Below are 17,724 nucleotides of genomic sequence, written 5' to 3' on the forward strand. Positions count from 1 at the left end.
TTATGAATACCCCAAAATATAAACGCGTTGTTTTAAAATTAAGCGGAGAAGCCCTTGCGGGAGAGCAGGGTTTCGGAATTAATCCAGCGGTCATTAAAAATGTGGCAGTTCAAGTGAAAGAAATAGCCGAGCTAGGCGTCGAGGTCGCGGTTGTCGTCGGCGGCGGAAACATTTGGCGTGGGAAGATCGGCGAAGAAATGGGAATGGACAGGGCAACAGCCGATTATATGGGCATGCTGGCAACTGTCATGAACTCTCTCGCTCTCCAGGACAGCCTTGAACTTGAAGGAATTGAGACAAGAGTCCAGACATCCATTGAAATGCGTCAGGTTGCAGAACCGTATATTCGCCGCCGTGCAATTCGCCATCTTGAAAAAACAAGGGTAGTTATTTTTGCTGCCGGAACAGGCAATCCATACTTCTCGACGGATACGACTGCTGCCTTAAGGGCTGCTGAAATCGAGGCGGATGTAATCCTGATGGCAAAAAACAATGTGGATGGCGTCTATTCTGCTGATCCCCGAACTGATAAGAATGCAGTCAAGTATGATGAACTTTCCTATCTTGATGTATTAAAAGAAGGCTTGGCTGTCATGGATTCGACTGCATCATCTCTGTGCATGGACAATGACATTCCACTAATCGTCTTTTCAATCATGGAGCAGGGCAATATTAAACGAGCTGTTATGGGTGAAGAAATCGGAACGATCGTCAGGGGGAAGAACTAATGCCAAAACAGGTTATTGCAAATGCAAAAGACAGAATGACAAAAGCCATCCAGGCTTATTCAAGGGAACTGGCAAGCATCCGTGCAGGTAGGGCAAGTGCCTCGCTGCTCGATAGAATCACTGTTGATTATTATGGTGCTCCGACACCGGTTAATCAGTTGGCTGGCATCTCTGTGCCAGAAGCGCGCCTTCTTGTTATTCAGCCTTACGACAAAACGATTCTCGGTGAAATCGAGAAAGCAATAATGAAATCCGATCTTGGAATTAATCCAACCAATGATGGCTCGGTCATCCGCATTGCCATTCCGCAGCTTACGGAGGAGCGCCGTAAAGAACTTGCGAAACAGGTCAAAAAAGAGTCCGAGGAAGCAAAAGTGGGTGTACGCAATATCCGCCGTGATGCAAACGACGACTTGAAAAAGCTGGAGAAAAACGGGGAAATCACAGAGGATGCACACCGCGGCTATTCTGAAGATGTCCAGAAGCTTACCGATGAATTCATCAGCAAAATTGACCAAATTACAAAAGAAAAAGAAAAGGAAATCTTGGAGGTATAATACTTCCATTTCCTGTACAATGATGGAAAGACCCTCTATTGACGGGGGTTTTTTCTCTATTTGAAAAAGTTTACGCATCCATGGCTGGCAAAAAGGTCCGGTGTGCCGATGAATAGATTCTGTTTGGCCCAATGAATACATAGTCTTTTTATAGAGATATCTTTTTCCATTTTTGATATGATAGGAGCATGTGAAAATAGACATTGCGAAAACCGCTAAAAGCACGGGCAAGCTATTTTCATTGGAGGTACGTTTATCCTATTTTGGGGGAGCTGGCTTATGTTAAATAAAATAAATCCGTGGAAGAGCAATAAAAAACCTTCCAATCTCCATGATCGAATTGAGCAGATTAAAGCAGAAAGCATTCCTGCTCATGTTGCTATCATTATGGACGGAAATGGAAGGTGGGCCAAGAAGCGCTCTTTGCCAAGGATTGCGGGCCACCACGAAGGAATGAAGGTTGTCCGGAAGATTACGAGGCTCGCTAGTGAACTTGGGGTCAAAACTTTGACGGTATATGCCTTTTCAACCGAAAACTGGAAAAGACCAAAGACGGAAGTTGATTTTCTGATGAAGCTGCCAGAGGAATTCCTTGGGACATTCCTTCCAGAATTGATTGAAGAAAATGTCAGGGTCGAAATGATGGGCGATAAAGAAGGGCTGCCTGCCCATACATTGAGAGCAGTCCAAAAAGCGATGCATGACACACGAAACAATACCGGGCTTATATTAAACTTTGCACTTAATTACGGAAGCAGGGCCGAAATCCTTGAAGCTGTCAAGCGTTTCAGCGAAGACTGCAATAAAGGCATTGTTAGCTCCATGGATCTGACAGAGGACTTATTTTCGTCTTATTTAATGACAGCTTCCCTGCAGGAACCAGATTTGCTCATCAGGACGAGCGGGGAAATACGGCTGAGCAATTTTATGCTCTGGCAGCTTGCATATACTGAATTTTGGTTTACGGATGTGCTGTGGCCGGATTTCAATGAAGATCATTTTCTCGAAGCACTGGAAGAGTTTCAAGGGAGACAGCGGCGCTTTGGAGGAGTTAAATAAAGGGTGGATTAGATGAAGGAAAGAATCAGAACAGCAGTCATAGCAGCGGCCATTTTCCTGCCAATCGTGATATTTGGCGGTGTTCCTTTTACACTGATGGTATATTTACTCGCTTCTATCGCGTTATTTGAAGCATTGAGAATGAAAGAGATAAGTATATGGTCGGCTCCAGGCATATTGTCTTTGGCCATATTGTGGGTGTTCCTTCTGCCTTCCAAACAGGCGGGAATCCTGGGAGACGTTGCCGGAATGAAAATGGAATTGACCTTTATAGCGGTATTGCTGTTCCTGACTTATACAGTCGCAACTAAGAACCGCTTCACCTTTGAAGATGTTTCATTTTCCATTATATCAGTCCTCTATGCAGGAATAGGCTTTTATTATTTTATCGAAACAAGATCGGAAGGTCTGTCATTTGTTTTTTATTCCTTGTTCATCATTTGGGCAACCGATTCAGGGGCATATTTCATTGGCAAAGCAATGGGCAAGAATAAGCTCTGGCCGGAAATCAGCCCGAACAAAACCATTGAAGGTTCACTTGGTGGAGTTGTGTGCGCCTTGATTGTGGCTGTACTGTTTAAACTGACTGGGAGCCTTGATGTTCCGTTTTTGCGCCTGCTTGTCGCCACTGCTTTTTTGTCAGCATTTGGCCAGGTTGGAGACTTGGTGGAATCTGCCCTGAAAAGGCATTTTACTGTGAAAGATTCCGGGCGGATTCTTCCTGGGCATGGAGGAATCCTGGACAGGTTTGACAGCCTGTTGTTTGTCTGGCCTCTCATGTATTTCTTTCTTTTGCTATAATGGAGGTTCATATTTGGTTACGGCGGTGTATCCGTCTTTCCTTTTGAAAAATTAAGAAATGAAATATAAGAACCAGTATTTTGCGGTAAGGGATTTGGAGTGAAGTTCAGTGAAGAAAATTAGTCTGTTAGGGGCGACAGGATCCATTGGTATCCAGACGCTTGACGTAATCAGAGAACACCCCGAGGAGTTTTCTCTGGCAGCACTTTCTGCGGGAAGAAATATACCGCTGTGTCGGAAAATAATTTCAGAGTTCCATCCGGAATTTGTCTCAGTAAAAAACAAAGAAGACGCTGAAGCATTGAGGGCTGAATTTCCTGGTACTGTGTTCAGCTACGGTCCAGATGGACTTCAGGAAGCGGCTGTTTACTACAAGACAGATATCCTTGTCAATGCAGTGCTTGGAAGCGTCGGGCTTTCCCCGACCCTTGAAGCAATCAAGCTTGGGAGACCTGTGGCGATTGCCAACAAGGAAACACTCGTGACTGCCGGCCATCTGGTTATGGAAGCGGCAAAACAACACGGAACCCAGATTATTCCTGTGGACAGCGAGCATTCTGCCATTTTTCAAGCCCTTCAGGGAGAACGCGAGAAGAACATTGAAAGACTGGTTGTGACAGCCTCGGGCGGAAGCTTCCGAGATAGATGTAGAAATGAACTCGCCAATGTAACGGTTAAAGAAGCTCTGAACCACCCAAATTGGTCAATGGGCGCTAAAATCACTATCGATTCGGCAACAATGATGAATAAAGGCCTTGAAGTAATTGAAGCGCACTGGCTTTTTTCGATGCCATATGAGAAAATTTCTGTACTTCTCCACAAAGAGAGCATCATCCATTCAATGGTAGAGTTTCATGACAGCAGTATCATCGCACAGCTGGGTACTCCAGACATGAGGGTCCCGATCCAGTATGCCTTATCCTATCCGGACAGAATGCCTTTGCCATCGGGCAAACGGCTTCGTCTTGAAGAAATCGGGAAGCTTCATTTTGCGGAAATGGATTTTGACAGATTCCGCTGTCTCCGTTTTGCCTATGAAGCAGGAAAAACGGGAGGCACGATGCCTTCTGTCATGAATGCTGCCAATGAAGTGGCTGTGGCGGCCTTTCTCGAGGGAAGAATCAAATTCCTTGAAATAGAGGATTTGATTGAGAAGGCGCTTATCGCGCACAAGTCGTCAGCAAATCCTGACCTCGAAACAATCCAGGCTGCAGACAGTGAAACAAGGAAGTTCGTTAAGTCGCTCGTGTGATACAATGCAGCTGCCAAAAAGCAGCTCCAGCAAGACAGGAAGGCTGTTTTTCCTATCCCTGAAAAAAGGTGGTCATCTTATTGAGTACAGTCATTGCCTTTATCGTCATTTTTGGCGCACTTGTATTCTTCCATGAACTAGGCCATTTCGTTTTTGCGAAACGAGCCGGAATTTTGTGCAGGGAATTTGCGATTGGCTTCGGGCCAAAAGTCTTTTCCCACAAAAAAGGAGAAACAACTTATACGATCCGCCTGCTGCCAATCGGAGGTTATGTTCGAATGGCAGGAGAAGATCCGGAAATGATTGAAATCAAACCAGGATATCGTGTCGGACTTGTTTTTGACGAAAATAACTTTGCAAGCAAGATTATCATTAACAACAAAGAGAAATATCCGGATGCCCGAATTGTTGAAGTGGAAAAAGCGGATATCGAGAAGGAGCTTTTCATCAGCGGTTATGAAGAGGGCGAGGAAGAAGAGTTGAAGGTATTCCCGCTTCGCAGGGATGCAGTACTCGTAGAGGGCGGAGTTGAAACTCAGATAGCGCCCTATGACAGACAGTTTGCCGCAAAGACACTTGGACAAAGGACCATGGCCATTTTTGCAGGGCCAATGATGAACTTCATCCTCGCGTTCATTGTGTTCATTATTCTTGCGCTTATCCAAGGGGTACCTGTTAATGACCCTGTACTTGGCAAATTGACTCCGGAAGGTTCAGCTTTTAAGGCGGGTCTGAAAGAGGGGGACACCGTTCTCGCAATTGATGGCTCGGAAATCTCTAGCTGGTCTGATGTAGTTGATATTATCCGCAACAGCCCTGGCAAAAATTTAGAGTTCTCAATCGATCGGGACGGAAAACAGCTTGAAATTCCAGTTACACCTGAAGTGAAGAAGATAGAGGATGAAAAGATGGGGATTATCGGCGTATTCAGCCCTGTCGAAAAGTCGGCATTAAAATCCTTTACTTATGGTTTTGAGGAAACATATAACTGGACAAAAGAGATTTTCTCCATGCTTGGCAAGCTTTTGACAGGACAGTTTTCCATTGATGCATTGTCAGGGCCAGTCGGGATTTATGTGTCCACGGACACGGTGGCGAAGTCTGGAGTGATCTATTTGATGCATTGGGCTGCGATATTGAGCATCAACCTTGGTATAATGAATCTCCTGCCGTTTCCTGCACTTGATGGAGGAAGGCTGATGTTTTTCGGAATCGAAGCGTTGAGAGGGAAGCCGATTGACCGACACAAAGAAGGGATGGTCCACTTTATCGGTTTTGCCTTGCTCATGCTATTAATGCTTGTTGTAACATGGAACGATATCCAAAGATTTTTCTTATAATCTCTGTACCCGGGCTTTTTAGACGGCCGGGTACAATGGTCTATTCCGGGTGCGGCAGACACCGTGCCCAGCGGCCATACATAACCGTCTCCTAGACTTTGAAGAGGTGAATAAACTATGAAGCAAAGCATGATGCTTATTCCTACATTAAGGGAAGTGCCTGCAGACGCTGACACCAAAAGCCATCAGCTGCTCCTAAGAGCTGGGTTTATCCGTCAAAATGCGAGCGGCATTTATTCCTATATGCCACTTGCAAAGCGTGTGCTGCAAAAAGTGGAAGCAATCATCAGGGAAGAAATGGACAACGCAGGAGCGGCTGAGCTTCTCATGCCGGCACTTCAGCAGGCAGAATTATGGCAGGAATCCGGCAGATGGTATTCTTACGGGCCGGAGTTAATGAGGATAAAGGACCGGAACGAACGGGATTTTGTTCTTGGACCGACACATGAAGAAGTTATCACAAGCCTTGTGCGTGATGAAGTCAAGTCATACAAACGTCTCCCGCTCACGCTCTATCAGATTCAGACAAAATTCCGGGACGAAAAGCGTCCGCGTTTTGGCTTGCTTAGGGGCAGGGAATTCATCATGAAGGATGCCTATTCCTTCCACGCTTCTAAAGATAGCCTAGATGAAGTGTATGAAAGAATTTTCACTGCTTATTCCAATATTTTTGCACGTTGCGGACTGAACTTCCGCGCTGTTATAGCTGATTCTGGAGCTATGGGAGGAAAAGATACTCATGAGTTTATGGTTCTTTCAGATGTAGGAGAGGACACAATTGCCTATTCCGATACATCTAGCTATGCAGCCAATATCGAAATGGCCCCAGTCACAATGAAGTATGAAAAAAGCAATGAGCAAGCAAAAGAGCTTGAAAAAGTCGAAACAAAAGACCAAAAGACGATTGAAGAGGTTTCAGGCTTCCTCGGCGTTAAAGCGGAGAACTGTATAAAATCGATGCTCTTCAAGGTTGATGATAAGCATGTGCTTGTCCTTGTTCGCGGGGATCATGAGGTAAATGACATTAAATTGAAGAACCTATTTTCAGCAGATGTTGCAGAGCTGGCAGAACCTGGCAAAGCAAAGCAAATCCTTGGCTGTGCCGCCGGCTCGCTGGGGCCAGTTGGGCTGAAAGACATTGAAATCGTTGCCGATCATGCAGTTGAAGCGATTGTAAATGGTATATGCGGAGCGAACGAAGAAGGCTGGCATTACATGAACGTCAATCTTGATAGAGACTTCAAGCCATCTCAGTATGCCGACCTGAGGTTCATCCAGGAGGGCGATCCTTCTCCGGATGGTGAGGGGACCATCTTGTTTGCAAAAGGAATCGAAGTTGGACATGTCTTCAAGCTTGGAACAAGGTACAGCGAGGCTATGAATGCGGTATACCTTGATGAAAACGGCAGATCCCAGCCGATGATCATGGGCTGTTACGGCATCGGAGTATCAAGAACCATGGCCGCGGTTGCTGAACAGTTTAACGATGACAGAGGACTGATTTGGCCGTCAGCTGTTGCACCGTTTGCCGTCCATGTTATTGCTGTTAACATGAAAGATGAAGAGCAGGCAAGAGTTTCAGCTCAGCTGCATGACACACTTAAAAAGGCCGGTTTCGAGGTACTGCTTGATGACCGCACTGAAAGGGCAGGGGTTAAGTTTGCCGATGCGGATTTGATTGGCCTCCCTGTCAGGGTAACTGTCGGCAAGAGGGCATCCGAAGGAATCGTTGAATTGAAGTCAAGACAAACTGGAGAAATGCAGGAAGTGGCGCTTGAAGATCTTGAAAGAGAGATTGCTGCCCTTCTGGAATCCCGTAAGTAGTATAGAATATGCCGGACCCGCCTTTTCTGGGTCTGGCATTTTTTTTTGAGAAGGCCAATGTTGTTTTTATGTTATAATTACCTTTGCTGTATGAAACCAAGTTCACGTCGGCCAGACCGATTTTGTGACTTTTACGATTGGAGAGAATTTCATGACCGATCTTTCCTCTAAAAAGAAAGAGAGCTTCCAGCACTTGCTGCAGCAGCTGCAGCTCACTGAGGATGCGGCTGCCAGCCATTTTTACAATGCGTCGATCGACAAGGTTATCGTCGAAAAGAAGGCGAAAAAATGGCATTTTTTCTTTGTTTTCGAAAGAATTATACCCTGCAGTCTCTTCAGCAGGTTTACGGCTGCGTTAGAGAAGGCTTTTTCCCATATCGCAGCGGTTTCCTTCACGGTCAATGTTCAGGACCAATCGTTCACTGAAGAAGAGCTGCTTGATTACTGGAAAAGCTGTGTCAAGGAAATTGACGGCATTTCGCCTCCTTTATTAAAGCTTTTAAACGAGCAGATGCCAAAAATACATGGTTCAAAGCTTGTTCTGGGTGTCAGTAATGAAACAGAAGGTATGGCAATCAAACGGAAATATTCCGCGATGATCGCCAATATTCTGCAGTCTTTCGGTTTTCCGCTTTTGGCAATTGATATAGAGGTTGTCCAAAATGGGCCTTCCCCAGAATATGAGGATTTTATAAAGGCAAAAGAAAAGGAAGACCAAGAAAGGGCACTGCTGGCATTGGCAGAAATGCAGAAGAAGGAGTCCGAGAAAGACCAGGGAGACGGCCAGCATGAGGGCCCTGTCATGATTGGACTCACCATCAAGGACGATGCCGACTTCCGAAGGCTTGAAGATATCATTGATGAAGAGCGCCGTGTCGCTGTGGAAGGGTATGTATTCTTTGCAGAGACAAGGGAGCTTCGGAGCGGCCGCACACTATTAACCTTTAAAATTACTGATTATACAAGTTCTATCATGGTGAAAATGTTCTCGAGGGATAAGGAGGATGCTGCTGTTTATAATCGTGTTAAAAAAGGCATGTGGCTAAAAGTGCGAGGCAGCATCCAGAATGATACTTTTGTCCGTGACCTTGTCATGATTGGAAACGATGTAAATGAAATAAAGCCAAAACAGAGAATGGATACTTCTCCAGAAGGGGAAAAGCGGGTAGAACTCCATCTGCATACTCCGATGAGCCAAATGGATGCTGTCACTCCTGTCAGCGCGCTGATTACCCAAGCAAAAAAATGGGGACATAAGGCCATTGCCGTGACTGACCATGCAGTGCTCCAGTCTTTCCCGGAAGCTTTTGGTGCAGGTAAGAAAAACGATATTAAGATTCTATATGGGTTAGAGGCTAACCTGGTGGATGATGGTGTGCCGATTGCTTATAATGAGGCTCCCCGCCGGTTGGAAGAAGCTACTTATGTAGTATTCGATGTTGAAACGACTGGCTTGTCTGCCGTGTATAACACAATCATTGAACTTGCTGCAGTCAAAATCAGGGACGGGGAAATCATCGACAGGTTTGAGTCGTTTGCGAATCCACACCATAAACTGTCAGCTACAACTGTCAACCTGACAGGAATAACGGACGATATGGTTGAGAGCGCACCTGAAATCAAGGAAGTCCTTGAGAGATTCTATGATTGGGCGGGGGATGCCATTCTTGTGGCCCACAATGCCTCGTTTGATATGGGCTTTTTAAATGTAGGCTATAAAAAAATCGGATACGAAAAAGCGACAAACCCTGTCATTGATACACTCGAACTGGCCAGGTTTTTGTTTCCAGACATGAAAAACCACCGGCTCAACACACTTACCAAGAAGTTTGATATTGAGCTAACCCAGCATCACCGGGCGATTTATGATGCGGAAGCAACCGGCTATTTACTGTTGAAAATGCTGAGGGATGCCCTTGAGAAGGGAATCGAATTCCATAACCAGCTAAACGAGAATATGGGTAAAGGAAAAGCATACCAGCGGGCCCGCCCGCACCACTGCATTCTGTTAGCTCAAAATGAAACAGGTTTGAAGAATTTGTTTAAACTAGTCTCGATTTCCCATCTCGAGTATTTTTACCGGGTTCCGCGCATCCCGCGCTCCATCCTGCAGAAGTATCGCGAAGGCATTCTTGTCGGTTCCGGCTGCGATAAAGGTGAAGTGTTTGAAGGGATGATGCAAAAATCCCCCGAGGAAGTGGAAGACACTGCCGGATTTTATGATTATCTTGAGGTGCATCCGAAGGAAGTGTATGCACACCTTCTCGAGCTTGAGCTTGTCAGTGACCAAAAAGCACTTGAAGAAATCATTTCGAACATCGTCAAGCTTGGCGAAAAACTGGATCTTCCTGTTGTTGCAACGGGGAATGTCCACTACTTGAACAAGAATGATAAAATTTACCGAAAAATACTGGTCAATTCGCAGGGTGGAGCAAATCCACTGAACAGACATAACCTTCCGGACGTCCATTTCCGTACAACCAATGAAATGCTCGATTGTTTTTCGTTTCTTGGCAAGGAAAAAGCGAAGGAAATTGTAATTGACCACCCTAACAGGGTTAGCGATATGATTGATGATATTAAACCGATCAAGGATGATCTCTTTACCCCTAAAATCGAGGGTGCGGATGACGAGATGCGCAGCATGAGTTATGAAATGGCGAAAAGCATCTATGGAGAGCCTCTCCCTGAGATAGTGGAAGCAAGACTGGAAAAAGAGCTGAAAAGTATCATAGGCCACGGGTTTGCCGTCATTTATCTTATTTCGCATAAGCTTGTAAAAAAATCGCTCGATGATGGCTACCTTGTCGGTTCACGGGGCTCTGTCGGATCATCGTTTGTTGCTACGATGACTGAAATTACAGAGGTAAACCCGCTGCCGCCGCACTATGTTTGCCCGTCGTGTAAAACCTCGGAATTCTTTAATGACGGGTCTGTCGGTTCGGGTTTTGACCTTCCGGACAAGGATTGCCCGAATTGCGAGTCAAAATATAGAAAAGACGGACATGATATACCGTTTGAAACGTTCCTCGGATTTAAAGGTGACAAAGTTCCCGATATCGATCTGAACTTTTCAGGTGAATACCAGCCAAGGGCCCATAATTATACGAAAGTACTTTTTGGCGAAGATAATGTCTACCGTGCTGGAACAATCGGAACTGTTGCAGATAAAACAGCCTTTGGCTATGTGAAGGCGTACCAGTCTGACAATAACCTGCTCCTTCGCGGGGCGGAAATCGACCGCCTGGCATCAGGTTGTACAGGTGTTAAGCGGACTACGGGCCAGCACCCTGGAGGAATTATCGTTGTACCGGATTACATGGATATTTACGACTTTTCGCCAATCCAGTTTCCAGCAGATGCAAGCACATCTGAATGGAAGACAACGCACTTTGATTTCCATTCCATTCACGATAATCTCTTGAAGCTAGATATACTCGGACACGATGACCCAACTGTCATCCGGATGCTTCAGGATTTAAGCGGCATTGATCCGAAGACCATTCCGACAGACGACCCTGAAGTCATGAAAATTTTCAAAAATACAGAATCACTGGGCGTGACGGAAGAGCAAATTATGTGCAAGACCGGAACGCTTGGCATCCCGGAATTTGGAACACGATTTGTCAGGCAGATGCTTGAGGATACAAAGCCGACAACATTTTCTGAGCTGGTGCAGATCTCAGGGCTTTCCCACGGAACGGATGTCTGGCTTGGGAACGCGCAGGAACTGATCCATAACAGCATCTGTACGCTCAGTGAGGTAATAGGCTGTCGTGACGATATCATGGTTTACCTGATTTACCAGGGCCTTGAGCCGGCTTTTGCCTTTAAAATCATGGAATCGGTACGGAAAGGGAAAGGCCTATCCGATGAAATGGAAGAAGAGATGCGGAAGAACGAAGTGCCGGAATGGTATATCGATTCCTGTAAAAAGATTAAGTACATGTTCCCGAAAGCGCACGCCGCAGCCTATGTATTGATGGCGGTAAGGATTGCTTATTTCAAGGTGCATCACCCGCTCCTTTATTATGCAGCCTACTTTACCGTCAGGGCAGAGGATTTCGATGTTGAAGCAATGGTTCGTGGTTCAGAGAGCATAAAGGCGAAAATTGAAGAAATCAATGCGAAAGGCCTTGAAGCTTCCACAAAGGAGAAAAACCTTCTGACCGTCATGGAGCTTGCGCTTGAAATGTGTCAGCGTGGCTTCTCCTTCCAGAAAGTCGATCTCTATCGTTCGGACGCTTCCGACTTCATTATCGAAGGAAATACGCTTATTCCGCCTTTCAATGCCATCCCGGGGCTTGGGACCAACGCTGCAATCAATATTGTTAAGGCACGGGAAACAGGGGAGTTCTTATCTAAAGAAGATCTTCAGCAGCGCGGGAAAGTTTCCAAGACGATCATCGAATATCTAGATAATCAAGGCTGCCTGGAATCCCTGCCGGACCAAAATCAGCTGTCCCTGTTTTAATCGATGCTTAAAAATAACTACTGCGGCAAGGGCTGGCCACTTGCATCCTGCTTTTTCGCTGTTTGCATTAAATGCCCGGTTATGTTATATTTTTATTGGAAATACTTAAGATAATCTCTGGCAGACGAGAGTGGGGAAACCCACTCTTTCGTGTTGTTAAGCACTCTTCCGGATATTTGTATTTGAAGACGGAGATAACAAAACCTTTCCAAAGGAGGGATAAAATGAGCAAAGTGACAGAGGTTGTCGAAGAGCTGGTCACTCCAATATTAGACGAAATTGATCTTGAACTTGTTGATATCGAGTATGTAAAAGAAGGAAAGAACTGGTTCCTTCGCGTATATATCGATAAGGACAATGGAGTTGATATCGAGGAATGCGGCATTGTAAGCGAACGGCTAAGCGAGAAACTTGATGAGCTTGATCCCATACAGCACAACTACTTCCTTGAAGTATCCTCTCCCGGGGCAGAACGTCCTTTGAAAAAAGAGCGGGATTACCAAAAGGCCATCGGGAAGAATGTTTTTATCAAAACATATGAACCTATTGATGGAGAAAAAGCTTTCGAAGGCGTAATGACTGCTTATGATGGTGAAAGTGTCACAGTTGAAGTGAAAGTAAAAACACGTAAGAAAAGCATTTCACTGCCTCTAGACAAAATTGCCAGCGCCCGCCTTGCAGTTACTTTTTCTTAATCCGTTTTTTAAACACCAATTGGAAAAATGAACCGAAGTATATAAAGGGGGATTCTAACCAAATGAGCAGTGAATTAATGGATGCTCTGGAACTGCTTGAAAGAGAAAAAGGCATTTCCAGGGACATTCTGATTGAAGCGATTGAAGCAGCGCTTATTTCTGCGTATCGCCGCAATTTTAACCAAGCACAGAACGTACGCATCGACCTGAACCTTGCGAATGGTTCAATGAGGGTTTTTGCTAGGAAAGAAGTCGTTGATCAAGTATTTGATCCAAGGCTTGAGATATCGATTGAGGAAGCCAAGGGTATCAACCCGAATTACGTCGTTGAAGATGTCGTTGAACTTGAGGTTACTCCGAAGGATTTCGGCCGCATTGCTGCGCAGACTGCCAAACAGGTTGTGACCCAGCGGGTGCGCGAAGCTGAACGAGGCATCATTTACTCTGAGTTCATCGATCGCGAAGAAGACATTATGACAGGGATTGTCCAGCGCCTTGACTCGAAGTTTATTTATGTGAGTCTAGGGAAAATCGAAGCGATTCTCCCGGCAAATGAACAAATGCCGAATGAACGATATAAGCCCCATGACAGAATTAAAGTCTTTATCACGAAAGTGGAAAAGACAACCAAGGGCCCGCAAATCTTTGTTTCAAGGACTCATCCCGGCCTTTTGAAAAGGCTGTTTGAAATTGAGGTTCCAGAAATTTATGATGGCACAGTTGAAATTAAATCTGTTGCCCGCGAAGCAGGGGACAGATCAAAAATATCTGTTCATTCTGATAACGCTGAAGTAGATCCGGTCGGTTCCTGCGTCGGTCCTAAAGGGACAAGGGTTCAAGCAGTGGTAAACGAACTTAAAGGCGAAAAAATCGACATTGTAAAATGGTCAGATGATCCTGTCATTTTTGTTGCCAATGCACTGAGCCCATCAAAGGTCCTTGATGTAATTATCGGTGATGATGAAAAGTCGACAACTGTTATCGTTCCTGATTACCAGCTGTCGCTGGCTATTGGCAAACGGGGGCAGAATGCCCGTCTTGCAGCAAAGCTTACCGGATGGAAAATTGATATTAAATCTGAAAGCGAAGCGCGTGAAGCGGGGATTTACCCGCGCGAAAACGGCGGCTTGTTTGAAGATAGTGACGAAGATTTGACAGAAGGCGATTTTGAATAAGGGAGAGGGAAATGATCGTGAACAGCCGAAAAAAAATTCCGATGCGGAAATGTATCGCAACCGGTGAAATGAGGCCCAAAAAAGAACTCGTTCGCATCGTTCGCTCCAAGGAAGGTGAGGTATCCATCGATCACACCGGAAAAAAATCCGGACGCGGTGCATATCTTTCTAAGGACGTTGAAGCTGTCCAGCTCGCCAAAAAGAAAAATATTCTGTCAAAGCAGCTGGAAGCTAAAATTGATGAATCAATCTATGATGAACTTATCCAGTTCATTGAAAAGGAGAAAAGACTAATCTGATGAAAGGTCAGTGGACGTCATTGCTTGGCTTAGCCAATCGAGCACGCAAAACCATTTCGGGTGAAGAGCTGGCTGTAAAAGAGATCAGAAGCGGTAAGGCGAAGCTGGTCCTCTTAGCGAAGGACGCTTCGGCCAATACCCATAAAAAAATTACAGATAAATGTAATTACTATAGCGTGCCATACAGACTAGTCGAGGATCGGTATATCCTTGGCAAGGCTATCGGGAAAGAGGCTCGTGTAGTAGTTGCCCTACTGGATGATGGGTTTGCGAGAAAAATGCTGATGCTGCTCGATTAATTCTAGCGGGGGTGAAATTATGAGCAAAACACGCGTTTATGAATATGCAAAAAAACATAATGTTTCAAGTAAAGACATAATTGGGAAATTGAAAGAAATGAAACTAGAGGTTTCAAACCATATGACGGCAATGGAACCAGATACCGTGAGGAGATTAGACGCCATTTATAATAAATCAGAAGAAAAACAACAAACAACTACAACTCAAAAACAGTCAGGCTCGCAGCAGCGGCCAGCACAATCACAGCAAAACTCAGGGCAAAGGCAAGGCCAGGGACAACAGCGTTCAGCACAAGGCCAACAGCAAAGACCAGGCCAGGGACAGCAGCGCACAGCACAGGGGCAAGGCCAAAGACCAGGCCAGGGACAGCAGCGCACAGCACAGGGGCAAGGCCAAAGACCAGGCCAGGGACAACAGCGCCCAGCACAGGGACAGGGTCAAAGACCAGGTCAAGGACAACAACGTCCAGCACAAGGTCAACAGCAAAGACCAGGCCAGGGACAACAGCGTCCGGCACAAGGGCAAGGTCAGCAACGCCCGGCACAGGGTGGCCAGGGACAACAACGTCCAGCACAGGGTCAGAACGGCCAAAGGCCTCAAAGCCAGGGGGCTAGAAAACCGGGAACTTCCCAGTTTAACGGTCGCGGCAACAATGGTCCAAACCGTGGAAACAATAATCGGGGAAAAGGGCAGAACAACCGTGGGAAACAACAGCATCAACAGCCAGTCCAGCCTGTAGTGAAGAAGGAAAGAGAGCTTCCGCAAAAAATTACTTTTACGGAATCACTAACTGTTGGAGAGCTTGCTAAAAAGCTTTACAGAGAGCCTTCAGAAATCATCAAGAAACTGTTTATGCTTGGCGTTATGGCAACGATCAACCAAGATCTAGACAAGGATGCAATCGAACTTATTGCAACCGACTACGGAGTAGAGGTTGAAGAAGAGATCTTAGTTGACACGACTGATCTTGAAGTTTATTTCGAAGAGGACGAAGGCGCTGTCATGTCTGAAAGGCCGCCTGTTGTTACAATCATGGGCCACGTTGACCATGGTAAAACAACATTGCTTGACTCCATCCGGAACACAAAGGTAACTGCTGGCGAGGCTGGCGGAATTACACAGCATATCGGTGCATACCAGATCGTGGACAACGGAAAGAAAATCACATTCTTAGATACTCCTGGCCACGCAGCTTTCACAACAATGCGTGCGCGCGGTGCGAAAATTACTGACATCACAATTCTGGTTGTTGCAGCAGACGATGGCGTTATGCCACAAACAATTGAAGCCATAAACCATGCAAAGGCCGCTAACGTACCTATTATTGTTGCGGTGAATAAAATAGATAAGCCAGCTGCAAACCCTGATAAAGTTATGCAGGAGTTGACAGAGCATGGCCTTGTTCCTGAAAGCTGGGGCGGGGATACAATCTTTGTTCCGCTTTCCGCATTGACTGGCGAAGGAATCGACAGCCTCCTTGAAATGATTCTTCTTGTAAGTGAAGTCGAAGAATACAAGTCAAACCCGGACCGTAACGCAGTGGGTACTGTGATCGAAGCGCAGCTAGACAAGGGCCGCGGCTCTGTTGCTACGTTGCTTGTCCAGAACGGAACACTTAAAGTCGGTGACCCAATCGTGGTCGGAAATACTTTCGGCCGTGTCCGCGCAATGGTCAATGATATCGGTCGCCGCGTCAAGGAAGCCGGCCCATCTACTCCTGTGGAAATTACCGGCTTGAATGATGTACCTCTTGCTGGAGACAGATTTGTCGTGTTCACAGACGAGAAAACAGCCCGCCAAGTTGGTGAGGCACGTTCTCAGCAGGCTGTTCAGGCACAGCGCAGTGAAAAAACACGCGTTAGTCTTGATACGTTGTTTGAACATATGAAACAAGGGGAAATGAAAGACTTGAACCTGATTATTAAGGGTGATGTTCAAGGGTCTGTTGAAGCATTGGCAGCTGCACTGCAGAAGCTCGATGTCGAGGGCGTTAATGTTAGGATCATCCATACAGGTGTAGGCGCAATTAATGAATCTGATATTACACTTGCTGCTGCATCGAATGCCATCGTAATCGGATTCAATGTCCGTCCAGATAATAATGCCAAGCGTGCTGCCGACTCCGAGAAGGTCGATATCCGCCTTCACCGTATCATTTACAAAGTGATCGAGGAAATCGAGTCAGCGATGAAAGGCATGCTTGATCCTGTTTACCAGGAAAAAACAATCGGCCAGGCTGAAGTCCGCCAAACTTTCAAAGTTTCCAAAATCGGAACAATTGCTGGTTCATACGTTACCGAAGGAAAGATCACCCGTGACAGCGGCGTGCGCCTGATCCGTGACGGAATCGTTATTTTCGAAGGCCAGATTGACGCATTGAAGCGTTTTAAAGATGATGCAAAAGAAGTTGCACAAGGTTATGAGTGCGGAATTACCATTAAAAACTTCAATGATCTCAAGGAAGGCGATGTCGTTGAAGCATACATCATGGAAGAAGTGGAACGTTAATGGTAGTGGGGCTAGCCTCATTCGAGTGTCTCATTTATGATGCTCACTCCTTGAAAGACAAGAGGGCTGTATTGCAGCGGATCATGATGCGGCTGAAACAGAAATTCAATGTTTCGGTCGCTGAAGTGGACCACCAGGATACCTGGCAGCGGACAAAAATCGCCATTGCAGCGGTTTCCTCCGCCCGTGTCCAGGTTGAAAGGGAGTTGCAGCAGGCCCTAAGGTTGGTCGATTCTTTCCCTGAAATTGAACGGACCATAACAGATATAGAATGGCTTTAAATAAAGAGGTGAAATAGTATGGCCCACAGGGTAAATCGTGTTGGAGAACAAATGAAAAAAGAACTGGGCGATATCATTGGCCGGAAAATCAAAGATCCGCGGATTGGATTTGTGACTGTTACGGATGTTGAGGTTACCGGAGACCTTCAGCAGGCGAAAGTGTTTATCTCTGTTCTTGGCGACGAAGCCCAGAAAGAAAATACACTGAAAGCACTTGCGAAGGCAAAAGGTTTCATCAGAAGTGAAATCGGCCAGCGAATCAGGCTCAGGAAAACACCCGAAATTACATTTGAATTTGATCAATCCATCGATTATGGAAACAGGATTGATACACTTCTTCATCAAGTTCAGGCACAAAACAAAGACAATCATGATGGAGAGTAGGTGGATAGACAATTTTGTCTATCCATTTTTTTAAGAAAAATAAGGAG

Annotated in this window: 15 protein-coding genes; all 15 read left to right on the forward strand. The window is 45.7% G+C overall.

Annotation, left to right across the window (positions count from 1 at the left end):
* Positions 1 to 2: 2 nt before the first annotated feature.
* The 15 genes from pyrH (at position 3) to rbfA (ending at position 17,677) form a co-directional block, all read left to right on the forward strand.
* Positions 3 to 728 carry a UMP kinase gene (gene pyrH, locus D1970_RS04095; RefSeq protein WP_119111592.1) on the forward strand — a complete coding sequence of 242 codons (726 nt, stop codon included), beginning with the start codon at positions 3 to 5 and terminating at the stop codon, positions 726 to 728.
* On the forward strand, positions 728 to 1,285 hold the full coding sequence (frr, locus tag D1970_RS04100) for a ribosome recycling factor (protein WP_119111593.1): 558 nt from the start codon (positions 728 to 730) through the stop codon (positions 1,283 to 1,285). The genes pyrH and frr overlap by 1 nt, the downstream gene beginning before the upstream one ends.
* A gap of 279 nt (positions 1,286 to 1,564) precedes the next feature.
* Positions 1,565 to 2,344: an undecaprenyl pyrophosphate synthase gene (uppS, locus tag D1970_RS04105; RefSeq protein ID WP_119111594.1), complete on the forward strand. Its 780-nt coding sequence runs from the start codon at positions 1,565 to 1,567 to the stop codon at positions 2,342 to 2,344.
* Between the two features lie 12 nt (positions 2,345 to 2,356).
* The gene (locus D1970_RS04110) at positions 2,357 to 3,145 is read left to right on the forward strand and encodes a phosphatidate cytidylyltransferase (protein WP_119111595.1); all 789 of its coding nucleotides are present in this window, start codon (positions 2,357 to 2,359) and stop codon (positions 3,143 to 3,145) included.
* 109 nt (positions 3,146 to 3,254) lie between these two features.
* Complete coding sequence (locus D1970_RS04115) at positions 3,255 to 4,397, forward strand: 1-deoxy-D-xylulose-5-phosphate reductoisomerase (RefSeq protein ID WP_119111596.1); 1,143 nt, start codon at positions 3,255 to 3,257, stop codon at positions 4,395 to 4,397.
* 80 nt (positions 4,398 to 4,477) lie between these two features.
* The gene (rseP, locus tag D1970_RS04120) at positions 4,478 to 5,737 is read left to right on the forward strand and encodes an RIP metalloprotease RseP (protein WP_119111597.1); all 1,260 of its coding nucleotides are present in this window, start codon (positions 4,478 to 4,480) and stop codon (positions 5,735 to 5,737) included.
* A gap of 117 nt (positions 5,738 to 5,854) precedes the next feature.
* Positions 5,855 to 7,561 carry a proline--tRNA ligase gene (locus tag D1970_RS04125; protein ID WP_119111598.1) on the forward strand — a complete coding sequence of 569 codons (1,707 nt, stop codon included), beginning with the start codon at positions 5,855 to 5,857 and terminating at the stop codon, positions 7,559 to 7,561.
* Between the two features lie 151 nt (positions 7,562 to 7,712).
* Entirely contained in the window at positions 7,713 to 12,035 is a 4,323-nt protein-coding gene (locus D1970_RS04130; RefSeq protein ID WP_119111599.1) for a PolC-type DNA polymerase III, read from the forward strand.
* 224 nt (positions 12,036 to 12,259) lie between these two features.
* Positions 12,260 to 12,730, forward strand: a complete 471-nt coding sequence (rimP, locus tag D1970_RS04135) for a ribosome maturation factor RimP (protein WP_119111600.1) — start codon at positions 12,260 to 12,262, stop codon at positions 12,728 to 12,730.
* A gap of 62 nt (positions 12,731 to 12,792) precedes the next feature.
* Positions 12,793 to 13,905, forward strand: a complete 1,113-nt coding sequence (nusA, locus tag D1970_RS04140) for a transcription termination factor NusA (RefSeq protein WP_119111601.1) — start codon at positions 12,793 to 12,795, stop codon at positions 13,903 to 13,905.
* Positions 13,906 to 13,922: 17 nt separating this feature from the next.
* Positions 13,923 to 14,204: an RNase P modulator RnpM gene (gene rnpM / locus D1970_RS04145; RefSeq protein ID WP_119111720.1), complete on the forward strand. Its 282-nt coding sequence runs from the start codon at positions 13,923 to 13,925 to the stop codon at positions 14,202 to 14,204.
* Positions 14,204 to 14,503 carry a YlxQ family RNA-binding protein gene (locus D1970_RS04150; protein ID WP_374978533.1) on the forward strand — a complete coding sequence of 100 codons (300 nt, stop codon included), beginning with the start codon at positions 14,204 to 14,206 and terminating at the stop codon, positions 14,501 to 14,503. The genes rnpM and D1970_RS04150 overlap by 1 nt, the downstream gene beginning before the upstream one ends.
* A 19-nt stretch (positions 14,504 to 14,522) precedes the next feature.
* Positions 14,523 to 17,012 (forward strand): translation initiation factor IF-2, encoded by a 2,490-nt coding sequence (gene infB, locus D1970_RS04155; protein WP_119111603.1) that lies wholly within the window; start codon positions 14,523 to 14,525, stop codon positions 17,010 to 17,012.
* Complete coding sequence (locus D1970_RS04160; RefSeq protein ID WP_119111604.1) at positions 17,012 to 17,293, forward strand: DUF503 domain-containing protein; 282 nt, start codon at positions 17,012 to 17,014, stop codon at positions 17,291 to 17,293. The genes infB and D1970_RS04160 overlap by 1 nt, the downstream gene beginning before the upstream one ends.
* A gap of 18 nt (positions 17,294 to 17,311) precedes the next feature.
* Complete coding sequence (rbfA, locus tag D1970_RS04165) at positions 17,312 to 17,677, forward strand: 30S ribosome-binding factor RbfA (RefSeq protein WP_119111605.1); 366 nt, start codon at positions 17,312 to 17,314, stop codon at positions 17,675 to 17,677.
* Positions 17,678 to 17,724: the final 47 nt, after the last annotated feature.

The organism is Mesobacillus zeae (assembly GCF_003570705.1).
In the GTDB taxonomy this organism is placed as follows: Bacteria; Bacillota; Bacilli; order Bacillales; family Cytobacillaceae; genus Mesobacillus_C; species Mesobacillus_C zeae.

Excerpts from the sequence above, each read along its gene's own strand:
- D1970_RS04130 (WP_119111599.1), top strand. The coding sequence starts at position 7,713 with ATGACCGATCTTTCCTCTAAAAAGAAAGAGAGCTTCCAGCACTTGCTG.
- rbfA (WP_119111605.1), top strand. The coding sequence starts at position 17,312 with ATGGCCCACAGGGTAAATCGTGTTGGAGAACAAATGAAAAAAGAACTG.
- rimP (WP_119111600.1), top strand. The coding sequence starts at position 12,260 with ATGAGCAAAGTGACAGAGGTTGTCGAAGAGCTGGTCACTCCAATATTA.
- infB (WP_119111603.1), top strand. The coding sequence starts at position 14,523 with ATGAGCAAAACACGCGTTTATGAATATGCAAAAAAACATAATGTTTCA.
- uppS (WP_119111594.1), top strand. The coding sequence starts at position 1,565 with ATGTTAAATAAAATAAATCCGTGGAAGAGCAATAAAAAACCTTCCAAT.
- D1970_RS04160 (WP_119111604.1), top strand. The coding sequence starts at position 17,012 with ATGGTAGTGGGGCTAGCCTCATTCGAGTGTCTCATTTATGATGCTCAC.
- D1970_RS04110 (WP_119111595.1), top strand. The coding sequence starts at position 2,357 with ATGAAGGAAAGAATCAGAACAGCAGTCATAGCAGCGGCCATTTTCCTG.
- D1970_RS04150 (WP_374978533.1), top strand. The coding sequence starts at position 14,204 with ATGAAAGGTCAGTGGACGTCATTGCTTGGCTTAGCCAATCGAGCACGC.
- D1970_RS04125 (WP_119111598.1), top strand. The coding sequence starts at position 5,855 with ATGAAGCAAAGCATGATGCTTATTCCTACATTAAGGGAAGTGCCTGCA.
- pyrH (WP_119111592.1), top strand. The coding sequence starts at position 3 with ATGAATACCCCAAAATATAAACGCGTTGTTTTAAAATTAAGCGGAGAA.
- frr (WP_119111593.1), top strand. The coding sequence starts at position 728 with ATGCCAAAACAGGTTATTGCAAATGCAAAAGACAGAATGACAAAAGCC.
- nusA (WP_119111601.1), top strand. The coding sequence starts at position 12,793 with ATGAGCAGTGAATTAATGGATGCTCTGGAACTGCTTGAAAGAGAAAAA.